This window comes from Persicitalea sp. (assembly GCF_041751555.1).
Classification (GTDB): Bacteria; Bacteroidota; Bacteroidia; order Cytophagales; family Spirosomataceae; genus Persicitalea.
In genome coordinates, this window is record NZ_JBGSXF010000549.1 from 1 (window position 1) to 11,492 (window position 11,492).

Here is an 11,492-nt window from a genome sequence, read left to right on the forward strand (position 1 = left end):
TTAAACCCGCGTCTGTTGCAATCCAATAATTACCTGCTCCATCTTCAATAATTTCTCGTGCTGTAGTTCCAGGAAACTGTGCAGAATTCTGAATAATTGATTTGGCCTGTTTGAGTTCAGTATTATATACCAATATTCCACGTGTATTCGGTAGCCAAAAATTATTTGATTTATCCACTAAAATATCTCGAAATTCTGCATTGTTAAATTTCTCAGTATCATAATGGAATGTTTGGTGCTTTAAGCGGTCTATTATCAAAAACCCGCCGTAGACGGCAACGAAATATTTATCTGAATTAAATTCTTTAAATGTGTAATTACCCAATTCCTCTCTACGTCGCAAGTTGGTAGAGGCTAATGCTCTTAATATTCCCTTTTTTGGATCATACATGTTAAGCTCTCCTCCTCCTGTGGCAAGCCAAATATTCCCCCGGCTGTCTTCTTCTATATCCCATATATTGCCGCTAATCAATCCATCTGATTCGTCCAGATGCTCTGCTATTAGCCCGTTTTGTTCTATCAAGATAATTCCTTTACCCTCGGAACCAACCCAAATATTCCCTCGTGTATCCCTGAGGGTATTAAAATACAATGCAAATTTTACAGGAAACATAGCTCCCTTAATAGGAATTGTTTTGATCTGTGAAAGGTCTTCACTCAAAATGGAGAAATTGCCGTTTTGCAGCAACCAAATCCTTCCTTTCTTATCTTCCTGAACAACTCTTGCCTGTCCTAAGAAGCCATTATCTACTCCCAGGATCCTTACCTTATTGTCTGCCAGGGAAATTCTCAGCGCTCCTTGTCCCCCAATACCCTCATCAGTACCTAGCCATACATTCCCTTTTTGATCCTCATGGAAAATGGTAGGGAAACCCATTTTCCATTTGTCATTCCCCTCGATTTTTTTAAATCCTTTCCGTCCTTTATCTATAATAAAGATATGTTTTCTCATACTTAGCCAAAGATTATTTTTTTTATCTTCTATCAACATGAAAGATGTTTTAAAACCATCATTGGCGATTTTTCGCACATCCTTTAAGTTACTATCTACGGCATAAACGCCCATTCCGTATGTGGCGATCCACATGGTTCCCAAATGGTCACATTGCAGGTAAATTGGTAAGGGAACTGGACAAATCCATTGAATATTATTCTTGAAATCCAATATGTAAACAAATTCTCCAGTCACCAGCCATAATCTCCCCTTTTGGTCTAATTCAATGTCATAAATACCCTTATAGTCATAGGTGTAGGTATATGAACCGTCATAAAGGTATAGCCCCTCATTAGCAGTACTTACCCAAAATGTACCGTCCTCATTCTCATGTAAAGAAGTTATATAATTTGATGGTAATCCTTCCTTCTGAGAAAGCTGCAAAATGCCAGAGGTACTACCTTCCAGGATCGCAGGTCTATTCACCTTAGTGACGACAGGTTTGGGCAGAACAGATGCTCTGAACTTGATATCCAAAGTGTCAAATTGGAGCGGAATCTCCGGCTGTTTGTCCCAATCCAATGGATATTCCTTCATCGGAGCCTTTAATGGCTTAAACTCATTTATGCCAAAGGGTTTTGAGGGTAATTTGTCAATATCTAATGAATAGGATGTAGGCGGCGATATGCTATCCGGGTCAGTTATTTTCCATTTAATAGGCTGGGGTGCGGTAAGCTTGTATGGCCTGGTGACTGGCGGTGTGAAGGCAGTTGGGTCCTGATCTTTCAGATTCCCCTGGTTTTGCTGACAGGAGGAACAAACAATAAGAAGGAAAATACCAACGCTGTATAAAAGATGTAATACTCTCATAGTCTGTCCTGTTTTAATGGTTTAGGTTCATTACTAAATAGGTAACACAATAGTAAATGCGGTCCCCACCCCTTCCTTACTGTTAACTTCTATTTTTCCGCCATGTGCTTTTACCATATCATAACTCAAACTCAACCCTAAACCCGTCCCCTGCCCGGTGGGCTTAGTGGTGAAGAAAGGCTGAAAGATTTTTTCTTTGATAGCATTTAGTATGCCGTTTCCGTTGTCTGCGATACTAATTTCCCCGTAGTTCGTAGTGCTCGCCGTTGTGCGTATGTCTTCCGCAGGGAGACTGCGTACCAAAGATAAAAAGCAGTCTCCGACTGCTCCTTTGCCTAGTTTTCACCAACGCCAAAAGCCAACGCTACTTCTTATCTATGATCAGAGTTGGCCCCTTCGGCAGCCCTGCCTCCAAAGCTTCTCGAATCTGAGGAACCAACTTCTTCAACGTCAGGTACGTGTTGTCTTCCGCAATGAGGTCGACCACAGCGATGGGGTACTTTTCAAAGTTCTGCTGAAATTGTAGGTTTTGATCAAATGTAAAAAGGACATCGAAGTTTTCGGCTACCATCAGCTTCAAGAGTTCACCGTTTTGTTTGCTGTTCCAGCCTTTGTTTGAAACTATATAGATTTCATGCTCGAGAAAATCAGCTTTCAGTTTCTTGGGCAGATTTTCGTCAAGCAGCAGTTTCATAAAGCTGGCTGATATTTTGTGAGGAGAAGAACTGGTGAGCGATGCCGATCACACCGGTCGCTTGCTCCTTAGTCACGCTGGGGAAGTCTTCCAGGAATTCTTCAATGGAAACCTCCTTCTCCAAATGCCAGAATAGCGTCTCTACGGGAACCCGCGTTCCGCGAAATACGGGCTTACCGTACTGTATATCGGGATCAATTGTGATGTACTTCTTTAAATCACTCACCGTAGTTCGAGTTTGTCAATGAATAAGAAGCAAGATAACAAAACTGTTTCAAACCGCTCACTCGATCCGAAACTCCCTATTCTGGCTTCAATCTCTCTCGTAGTCTCTCAAGTACCAGTCAGCACAGACAAGTTTCGTTATCTTTGAAAAAATTTGAACTACCAGTCTGAAATCCAATGCCTATGGAATACATCGCTGACCGGATCACTATTGATCCAGACTTATGTAATGGTAAGCCTACCATAAGGGGCATCCGAATTACGGTGCAAACTGTTCTAGGATACCTGAGCGCGGGTGATAGCAAGGAAGACATGCTCGAAGCCTACCCTTCGCTGGAACCCGAAGACATTGACGCCTGCCTGAAATTTGCTGCGAAGCTTATGGAGAATCACTATGATATTCGGCAGACCGCATGATCGAATTTTTGGTAGATGTAAACCTGCCCTTCAAATTCATACTTTGGCACGATGCGCGTTTCAGACACGTCAAGGAAATACACGAAACGTGGAGCGATACTCAGATTTGGCGATACGCTAAGGACGAAAACTGACGATTATTACCAAAGACATCGACTTCTACAACCGGATCATCGCCTCTGATCCTCCGCCCAAAGTCATTCACCTGAAAATGGGCAACATGAAACTGGCTGCTTTCAGAAAGTTCATGCTCTCAAATTAAGATACTATCGAACGGCTGAATAAAACCCATAAACTGGTCGATGTGTACCTTGATAGAATTGTAGGAATCGACTAATTCTTGGTTCCTTGTTATTCTCCTGAGTATGCGTCACATTTTTGTAGCGCATACTCAGGAGAATAGTATTTAGCTATTTGACAGTCGGTTCCTAATCGTCCTGCACCTTGGTACTCACGTGAAATATGGCATCTCCTTTGTGCACAATGGGGGCAGTATTTACACTGAAAATGTAGCAGTCGAAGGGAGCAATAATATTTTCTTCAAATTCACCGTAGGGATCGAATACGATGCCAATGATCGATTTTTTGGTTACCCAGCTACCATTCTGGATTAGTGTCTGAAATATTCCCGAAAAAGGAGCCCGCAACCACTTGCTTCTTTCGATCACAATCGACTTCGGAACGGAAGCTGGCTCTTGATCCCGCATTCCCAAATAATTCATCACGTTCAGCGCGCCCTCTACGCCGTGCCTGATTACAAATGAATCAAGATTGACCGACTTCCCACCCTCAAAAAGCAGGACCGATTTCCCCATTTTGTTGATGGTATCCCGCACGGATTTGGCAATGTACCTGGAATTGAGAATGAAGGGAGCCCCGAAAGCATGAGCCAGGGCCAAATTTTGTTCCTGCTTCAAAACACAGCGCACATTGGGGTAATTGTCGCGGTAGGCCCCGCCGGTATGAAAATCCAGCACATAGTCTACCAGAGGAATGATTTCGTGGGTGAATTTATGGGCAAACTGACTGGCCATAGACCCCTTCGCTGCGCCCGGAAATACCCGGTTCAGATCCCGGCCATCGGGAAACTCCCGGGAAAGGTGGAGGTACCCAAACACGTTGAATACCGGAATACAGATGACCGTCCCCCGGTCAGGAATGTTGTATTTTTTGCGGAGAATTTCGCGCAGGATCGCCACGCCGTTGATCTCGTCGCCGTGAATTCCGGCCATGAGCAACAGCACTGGTCCCGGTTTTTCGGCCCTTTCCACGATGATCGGGGTGGATATCGTATTACGGGTATGGAGCTTCGCAATGTCCATTTTGACCACAACCCGCTCGCCCATGGCGACTTCCTGACCCAGGATAACGAATCTGTTATCAGACATTTCGTTCGATGTACCGGATCACCTCCCGCGCGATATCCTTATTGGTCGCGGCCTCGATTCCTTCCAGGCCCGGCGATGAGTTGACCTCAAGTACCAGTGGCCCGGTAGAGGATTGCAGCATATCGACCCCGGCTACCCCCAGACTCATCGCTTTGGCGGCCTTGATGGCCGTTGTTTCTTCCTCGTCGGTAAGCTCGATAATGGAAGCACTCCCGCCCCGGTGCAGGTTGGAGCGAAATTCCCCTTCTTTTCCCTGCCGTTTCATGGCACCCACTACCACGCCGTCCACGACAAACACCCGGATATCGGCCCCGCCGGATTCTTTAATAAATTTCTGAACGATTACCCTGGCTTTCAATCCGTTGAATGCTTCGATTACGGAGGTAGCGGCATTGTGGGTTTCGGCCAGTACTACGCCTAAGCCTTGTGTACCTTCCAGTAATTTCAGAACCAGCGGGGCCCCGCCGACCGAATCAATCACGTGATCGATATCCTTGGCGTAGTTGGTAAAAACTGTTTTGGGAAGTCCCACCCCAGCTCTGGCAAGTATCTGTAAACTGCGGAGTTTATCCCGCGATCTGACCAGTGCCTGCGATTCGACGACCGTAAATACTTTCATCATCTCGAACTGACGTACCACGGCCGTTCCGTAGAAGGTGACCGAAGCCCCGATGCGCGGAATGACGGCGTCGATGTCTTCGAGGTAAGCGCCGTTGTAATATATTTTGGGACTCCTCTTCTCAAGCTCGATCGTGCATTTGAGGTGATCGACTACGATCATATCGTGCCCCTTGGCCTTACCCGCTTCCACCAGTCTTCGGGTAGAGTACAGTTTCGGGTTTCGGGATAAAATTGCTATTTTCATGGAAGGTGATTGGTGAACGGTAAAAGATTTAAAACCGGGTAAACAAAACTTCTTTCTAAATTAGAAAGAATCGACCGCTTCGTACCCAAATGTAGAGTTTATCTTCGTATCTCAAATCTCCCGAATGAAAAAAGCACTCATTCAGGCATTGGCTTACACAGCAGCCATGCTGCTCGTCTATTTCTTGCTCGATACTTTTCTGGATGGAAGCGTTTGGGACGGCATGGTCGTGAGTAAATCTGCCCTGACCGCTGAGTATTGCGAGTACAACGATGTCTACCGCTTTTTTCATCAAAACAGCAATACCTACTCCAACCTGGCGTACTTCTTCTTTGGCGTTTTTATCTGTGCATTGGCTTGGCAAGATTCTAAAAACCAGTCGAGTGCACACCTGAATTGGTTGCAAAAATTTCCGATGCTGTCGTTTTTGATGGGCGGGAGCTTTATTTATTTGAGTATCGGCTCTGCCTTTTTCCATGCTTCATTGACCTGGATAGGGCAACGGGTCGATATGAACGGGACGTACAGCATCAGTATCTTTTTGCTATTCATTGCGGTCTATCATGTCTTTTACAGGCTCAGTTGGTCTGGAACCGTAAAAAAAGCCACCATTGTCGCAGTTTTGCTGGTCATCGTTTCGTTTTACGAGATCCACCTGCTGGTTTCGAGTGGTATTCTGTTGCCCGTTATGATTCTCTTGATCTGGATTTTTACTGCCATCAATTATTTCCAATTTCGAAAAGAACGTTCAATAATCTTAGGTCTTTTCGGCCTTATTTTGATTATTGTGGCATTGAAAATAAGAGAACTAGATGTGCAAAAAATTGGCTGCGATCCTCATTCGTTCTTTCAGGGACATTCGTTATGGCACGTATTGACGGCGCTCAGTAGTTTTTGCAGCTACGCATTTTTCAGGTTTACGGCCAGAAATAACAATGATGCCGAATAGACATTCGGCAGATCGTATGATTGAACTTGTGGTAGATCAATCCCTTTACCTGCTAACAAAGTTCTGCTTTACTGGCGCGGAAGTCCCGCAATCCATTCCCTCACCAACTGCACGCCCTCCTTGTGCACTAAGCGGCGGCCGAGTTCGGGCATCATCACCCCAGGATCGGTGGATTCGAGACGGTGGACTAAAATAGATTGGTTTGGGTCGCCGGGGACGATGCCGTATTGGTGGCCGCCCGTTCCGCGTCCGGCGGCGACGGGGGCTTTCATCACGCCCAAATGGGTGGCGTCCGTCTCTTGCCAGTGGAGGAAAAGCCCTGAGCTGCGGGCGGGGCCAGCGGGGCTATGACAGTGCGCGCAATTGATGTCGAGCCAGGCGCGGGCGCGTTCGGCCAAAGTACCTGCTTCAGCATTGTCCCATTGGGGTACTTTGGGTACTTTTTCCAGCGCGGGTAGCGCCGTGAGCAGGCCCAGCCGCTGCCAGCGGAGGAGCTGGTTTTCGGTCGTGTCGGTATAGGTCAGGGGGCCATTGAGCTGTCGCACCGACGGGCCGATGGGCCGGAGTTGCTCGTTTTGGTTATGACAACCCTTGCATTGGTTCAGGTTCGGCATGGAGTAGGTGAGCGCGCTTTCTTGCCCCAGCTCGTTCACCCAAACTACCTCCTTGCTGTCGCCCGCCACTTCCAGGTAGGCGTCCGTTTGTTCATCGTTCCAGATGTATTCCAGCGCCTTCCAGCCTTTGGCTTCGTGCAACAGCAGCCGGGTTTCCATCAGCCTGCGGCCCTTCTCAGCGTCGCGGGCATCTTTGGGGTAGTAGAAAGTCTTAATGAGCACCGTCCCTACCGGGAAGTCGAGTACCTCGTCGGGCTGGTAGGCCACCGACTGGCCCGGCGGCAACTTGACAAAACGCAGCTTGGCGGCGTAGTCGGAGAAAAGAGGCGTGTTGAGCGTGTAGGGCAGCACGTCCGCCGCCGGAATCTGATCCGCCGGATCTCCCGCAAAAAAACCGTAGTCTGAAAGCGATTCCTTCGGGGCCAGGGGCATATCTGAGGAGACGAAGGCATCTTTGAACGCAAAAAGCCAGGCCGTTACCGCCAGGAAAAGTAGGTAGTTGATCGGCCGCATGGTTTATCGTAAAGTTAAAGCCGCCTTCTTCAGCGGACTCAGCGAGCAATCGTAGGGCGCGGCATCCCTCGACACGCTCTTGAAATTATTGGCCGCATCGAGGACGACGAAGGAGGCATTTTCATTGTTCCGTACACACAGCGGAACGGCGTCCGGCTTTTTATCATCCAAAATGCCATCGAAAATGATGTCGGGTACTTTGCGGCCGAAACGTAATTTGTATTTAAACAAAAGTCCCAATCGGCCCTTGCCCTGGTACTTCACTCGCTCGCGCTGGTAGCGGTTGTCGTGAATGAAAACGCGGGTGGGATAAGGGTAGTACAGCGAGTCGGTCAGGGGCTTTTCGGTGAGGTAGTAGCTGATGACTGCGGTGCCGAGACTGTTGTTGTCGGTGATCTCGTTCTCAAAGATTTCAACATCACCGGTAGCCAGCACCATCACGCCGGTGCCCTGCGGCACGCTGGCGACGATGTTGCCCTCGGGCGCAAAGTTGGGGTAGTTGTTGTCGTGGATTTTATTCCTGAAAACCCGCACGTTACCGCCCTTCTTCTGCACGAGGTCGGGCAGGTCGAACACCAGAATACCGCCCGTGTTTTCGGTGGCTTCATTGTCATATACATCAGCCATTTGCGAGTTTTCGATCTCGATTCCCGCTACGTTGTGGTAGGCCCGGCAGTTTCGGACGATGATATGCTTCGATTGCCCCACGTAAATGCCCGCATCCGACGCGCCGATGGCCTCGCATTCTTCGATCAGGACGTTGGTGCATAGTACAGGATACAAGCCGTAGGCACCATTTTCGGCCTTGGGCTCGCCCGTCCATTCGGTTTTCACCCGGCGGAAGGTCACTCCGTCGAGATTCATGGTCTTGATGGCGTCGCCTTTGGCATCCTGCACGGTAAAGTCCTGCAGCAGGATGCGCTGCCCGTTGCTTACCCGCAGCCCCTCGGCACCTTCGGTCTGATCCTTGAAACTCAGAATCGTGCGGCCCATTCCGGCACCGATCAGGGTGATGTCGTTCTTGCCCTCAAGCGATAGCGTTCCGGTGAGCACAAAAGTACCCGCGTCGAGACGGATGGTGTCGCCGTCGTCGGCCAGGATGAGTTGCCGTTGAAGTTTTTTCTGGAAGTCTGATTGGGCTTGGGCCTGCAAAGTATCTACTCCCACTAAGATGGTTAAAGCCAGAAGAAGGTAGTTTTTCATAGTAATGGAGGTAGATGAAAAATCAAAAAGACGAGCTTCGATAAAGTTCTACTTCAAAGTCCCTGGTTCGCACAAGTTCGTCGTAAAGTACTACGCCTCGCTATGTGTGGGTTTCCAAAGCGAGATTTTTCGTACTTAAAACAATGAGTTGTTGGCGCCGCTAGCCTGCCATCGTCATCATTAACTACCCCTTCTTCACGCCTTCCGCCAAGGGCCCTTAATGGCCAGCGTCAAGCCTGCGCCCTGAATATTGACAAAATAAGTACTGCCGTCGGGTGAGAACACCCCGCCAGCGAACTCAGACTCGTAGCCCACGTTTTCGGCTAGTTTGTAAAACTCGCCTTTGGGCGTTACGCCCGCCACGAACGGGTGCGGGTGATCCTCGCAAAGCACCACGTCGCCCCAGGGTGCGACGGTAAGATTATCGCAGTTCTTGACAATATCACGGTCGTTGGGTTCCGCGAAAAGTTCTAGTTTGCCGGGTCGCTGCTTTTCACCCGGCTTTCCTTCGTCGGTACTGGGTATGTACCGGAACACCTGACCCGCACCGATCGTACCGCCATTGGTGCAGGCAAAGTAAATACCGTCGTTGCCGTACCACATCCCTTCGCCCCTGGCAAAGCGGGCCGCGCCCTTCTCAAATCCCTGAAACCGCAGGTCGTTGTCGGGTGACTCGACGTTTTTGATGTCGATCCATTCTACGTCAAAAAACTTTCGCAGCGGAAAAGTCGGCGTGGTTAGCGTCTCCCAATTGCGGGTATCCTGCGAGGGGTGGCCCTTGATGACCAACGCCTGCAACTGCCCGCCCTTCAGCAATTCGCCGGGACGGGTGGGCAAGTAACGGTAAATCAGGCTATCGCCTGAGTCTTCGGTCAAGTATACGACGCCGGAGCGCGGGTCAATGGCCACGGCCTCGTGGTTCATGCGTCCCATCGCCTTGATAGGGAGCGCGCGGGTCAACCCTCTTTTCATCTTGGAAGGAACCTCGAAGACATAGCCGTGCGCCTGCTCGCACTTGTTGTCGCCTGCGGGGGTCAGCGTCGACTCTTCGCAGCTGAGCCAACTACCCCAGGGAGTTGGGCCGCCCGCGCAGTTGCGGGTAGTTCCGGCCAGGCTCAGAAACTGCTCCTCTACCTGGCCCGAAGCGTGGTCATAAACCAAAGTAGTCGTTCCTCCCAACTCGGGTTGCTCCCCCTTTCCTGCGTCGTATAGCAATGAACGGTCAACTTTGGAAAGCAGCGCGTTCCTCTCACCGAAGGCACCGCCATTCCCTTCGGCGCTTGCTCTCATTTCGTGGTTACAGATGATGACCGTTTTGCCCTTCTGCCCGCGAAAAGCAGCCATTCCATCGGGGTTCCCAGGCACGAGCAGGCCGTCGCTCATGCGATCGCCCTTGCGTGAAATGATGTTGTAAGAAAAGCCTTTGGGAAGGTTCATAATACCCTTCGGGTCAGGGAGGAGCGGGCCGTATCCGACCTCAGAGGGTACTTGCGCGTGGAGCGGCGTGGCAAGAAATTGGCTGAATCCCAGAAAACCCAGGGAGGCGCTTCCGGCAAGGGTAAGAAAATCGCGGCGTGATGTGGATGGGATCATGACAGAAAATCTATTTGTTGAATGTCTGGATTAAAATATTGTTCTCCCAATATACTGGCTTATGCTATGCAGAAGGCTATCAGGGCACCAAAGCTCCGGGCAATGTTATCTCGCCCTCCACGCAGCCAGTATTTCAGCTTCCCGCTTCGCCAGCGAGTCCGGCCCTGACAGTAGTTTGACGCGCTTTTCTTCCCTTTGCTCGTCCTGATTTGCAGCGTATATAACAGCCATTTGGAATCGGTGTTAGCGGACTACCACTTTCACATTCCTGAACATGAAAGGATTGTCGCTGATACGCAGGGGCTTGCCGCTTACGGTGGTCACATTCTTGAGACTGACTTCTTTGGTTATCACGTAAGGGAATTCCTCTTTGTAAGACTCATCCGTCATTTCGGGATTGATATTTGAGAAAATAGCCGGGCCCTGGTAGTTCTCCGGGTGATTGGCGTCATCGATTTTAAGGTTTTCGATGGTGATCCGTTCGGGCATGTAGGCGACATAACCGAAATCGTGCTGTCCGGGGTTATGGCCACCAATCAGGGAAGCGCTGCGAGGTTGGCCACCCGACGGCACGAAAATGCAATCGCGGATCACAAACTCGCCCCGCCAGGTACTTCCGTAGTCGGGGCGCAGATTGATAAGCGTGTTGCCGCGGATCATGCTGTTCTCTACCGTAAAAGTACCGCTGCCAATGGCATTGATGCCCATGTGCCCCAGGGTCGAGTTGCGGATGGTGGCATTGGCTACGCCCATGTGGGCATCGAACCGGGAGAGAACACAGCGATCATAAAGGATATTTTTGCAGAAATTGGATCCCATGATTCCCCAGTACGTGTGGTCGTCGATATCGTTGGTCTGTCGGCAGTCGATGAAAGAGACATTCACTGCCCGGGTGACGATGATGTCGTAAGTACCCATCGAGACGGGTTTCCCCGCTGAGCCGATTTTACTGTATGTTTTGTGGCCGGTCAGGAGGGCATTTTTAACCGTTACGTTGGCGCAGTCCCGGACATTTACAAAGCCGCTGTAGGGTGCGCCGTGGTCTCCTTCGCCCGTGACGCGGTGTTCTATTCCATCAACCAAAACATTGGAGCGTTTAATCGTAATATTCCTGTGGTAATAACTGTACTTCGAATCCTCCTTGTTAGCAATCGTCGTAAACCGTCCTCCGGTGATCGTCAGGGTACTTTCGTCGATGGGAAGCGCGCTGATTTCCGTAATTTGGTC

At 49.5% G+C, this 11,492-nt stretch carries 12 protein-coding genes and 2 pseudogenes; 3 read left to right on the forward strand and 11 right to left on the reverse strand.

What is annotated here, in order from left to right; genetic code table 11:
* The 4 genes from ACEW8P_RS19730 to ACEW8P_RS19745 form a co-directional block, all read right to left on the reverse strand.
* A partial coding sequence (locus ACEW8P_RS19730; RefSeq protein ID WP_373514792.1) for a two-component regulator propeller domain-containing protein occupies positions 1–1,804 on the reverse strand: 1,804 nt, incomplete at its 3' end.
* 33 nt (positions 1,805–1,837) lie between these two features.
* Positions 1,838–2,107 (reverse strand): sensor histidine kinase, encoded by a 270-nt coding sequence (locus tag ACEW8P_RS19735; protein WP_373514793.1) that lies wholly within the window; start codon positions 2,105–2,107, stop codon positions 1,838–1,840.
* A gap of 61 nt (positions 2,108–2,168) precedes the next feature.
* Positions 2,169–2,498 carry a hypothetical protein gene (locus ACEW8P_RS19740; protein WP_373514794.1) on the reverse strand — a complete coding sequence of 110 codons (330 nt, stop codon included), beginning with the start codon at positions 2,496–2,498 and terminating at the stop codon, positions 2,169–2,171.
* Positions 2,482–2,724 (reverse strand): DUF433 domain-containing protein, encoded by a 243-nt coding sequence (locus tag ACEW8P_RS19745; protein WP_373514795.1) that lies wholly within the window; start codon positions 2,722–2,724, stop codon positions 2,482–2,484. Before ACEW8P_RS19745 ends, ACEW8P_RS19740 begins: the two co-directional genes overlap by 17 nt.
* A 182-nt stretch (positions 2,725–2,906) precedes the next feature.
* Here ACEW8P_RS19745 and ACEW8P_RS19750 point away from each other — a divergent pair, with 182 nt between their 5' ends.
* Positions 2,907–3,140, forward strand: a complete 234-nt coding sequence (locus tag ACEW8P_RS19750; protein ID WP_373514796.1) for a DUF433 domain-containing protein — start codon at positions 2,907–2,909, stop codon at positions 3,138–3,140.
* Positions 3,137–3,402: pseudogene (locus ACEW8P_RS19755) on the forward strand (DUF5615 family PIN-like protein). The gene ACEW8P_RS19750 and the pseudogene ACEW8P_RS19755 overlap by 4 nt, the downstream one beginning before the upstream one ends.
* A 166-nt stretch (positions 3,403–3,568) precedes the next feature.
* On the opposite strand, the gene ACEW8P_RS19760 reads toward ACEW8P_RS19755, so the two are convergent.
* Both ACEW8P_RS19760 and rimK read right to left on the reverse strand, forming a co-directional pair.
* Positions 3,569–4,528 carry a succinylglutamate desuccinylase/aspartoacylase family protein gene (locus tag ACEW8P_RS19760; protein WP_373514797.1) on the reverse strand — a complete coding sequence of 320 codons (960 nt, stop codon included), beginning with the start codon at positions 4,526–4,528 and terminating at the stop codon, positions 3,569–3,571.
* Entirely contained in the window at positions 4,521–5,393 is an 873-nt protein-coding gene (gene rimK, locus ACEW8P_RS19765; RefSeq protein WP_373514798.1) for a 30S ribosomal protein S6--L-glutamate ligase, read from the reverse strand. The genes ACEW8P_RS19760 and rimK overlap by 8 nt, the downstream gene beginning before the upstream one ends.
* Before the next feature lie 124 nt (positions 5,394–5,517).
* Here rimK and ACEW8P_RS19770 point away from each other — a divergent pair, with 124 nt between their 5' ends.
* Entirely contained in the window at positions 5,518–6,342 is an 825-nt protein-coding gene (locus tag ACEW8P_RS19770) for a ceramidase domain-containing protein (protein ID WP_373514799.1), read from the forward strand.
* 68 nt (positions 6,343–6,410) lie between these two features.
* Here ACEW8P_RS19770 and ACEW8P_RS19775 read toward each other — a convergent pair whose 3' ends face one another.
* The 5 genes and pseudogenes from ACEW8P_RS19775 to ACEW8P_RS19795 all read right to left on the reverse strand — a co-directional run.
* Entirely contained in the window at positions 6,411–7,469 is a 1,059-nt protein-coding gene (locus ACEW8P_RS19775; protein ID WP_373514800.1) for an SO2930 family diheme c-type cytochrome, read from the reverse strand.
* Positions 7,470–7,472: 3 nt separating this feature from the next.
* Complete coding sequence (locus ACEW8P_RS19780) at positions 7,473–8,672, reverse strand: parallel beta-helix domain-containing protein (protein ID WP_373514801.1); 1,200 nt, start codon at positions 8,670–8,672, stop codon at positions 7,473–7,475.
* A 195-nt stretch (positions 8,673–8,867) separates the two neighbouring features.
* Positions 8,868–10,265: an alkaline phosphatase PhoX gene (locus ACEW8P_RS19785; RefSeq protein ID WP_373514802.1), complete on the reverse strand. Its 1,398-nt coding sequence runs from the start codon at positions 10,263–10,265 to the stop codon at positions 8,868–8,870.
* A 105-nt stretch (positions 10,266–10,370) separates the two neighbouring features.
* Positions 10,371–10,496, reverse strand: coding sequence for a hypothetical protein (locus tag ACEW8P_RS19790; protein ID WP_373514803.1), 126 nt, complete (start codon positions 10,494–10,496; stop codon positions 10,371–10,373).
* A gap of 12 nt (positions 10,497–10,508) precedes the next feature.
* Positions 10,509–11,492: pseudogene (locus tag ACEW8P_RS19795) on the reverse strand (hypothetical protein); the annotation flags it as partial.

Coding starts and splice junctions, on each gene's coding strand:
- ACEW8P_RS19740 (WP_373514794.1), bottom strand. CDS start 2,498: ATGAAACTGCTGCTTGACGAAAATCTGCCCAAGAAACTGAAAGCTGAT.
- ACEW8P_RS19750 (WP_373514796.1), top strand. CDS start 2,907: ATGGAATACATCGCTGACCGGATCACTATTGATCCAGACTTATGTAAT.
- ACEW8P_RS19760 (WP_373514797.1), bottom strand. CDS start 4,528: ATGTCTGATAACAGATTCGTTATCCTGGGTCAGGAAGTCGCCATGGGC.
- rimK (WP_373514798.1), bottom strand. CDS start 5,393: ATGAAAATAGCAATTTTATCCCGAAACCCGAAACTGTACTCTACCCGA.
- ACEW8P_RS19770 (WP_373514799.1), top strand. CDS start 5,518: ATGAAAAAAGCACTCATTCAGGCATTGGCTTACACAGCAGCCATGCTG.
- ACEW8P_RS19775 (WP_373514800.1), bottom strand. CDS start 7,469: ATGCGGCCGATCAACTACCTACTTTTCCTGGCGGTAACGGCCTGGCTT.
- ACEW8P_RS19780 (WP_373514801.1), bottom strand. CDS start 8,672: ATGAAAAACTACCTTCTTCTGGCTTTAACCATCTTAGTGGGAGTAGAT.
- ACEW8P_RS19785 (WP_373514802.1), bottom strand. CDS start 10,265: ATGATCCCATCCACATCACGCCGCGATTTTCTTACCCTTGCCGGAAGC.
- ACEW8P_RS19790 (WP_373514803.1), bottom strand. CDS start 10,496: ATGGCTGTTATATACGCTGCAAATCAGGACGAGCAAAGGGAAGAAAAG.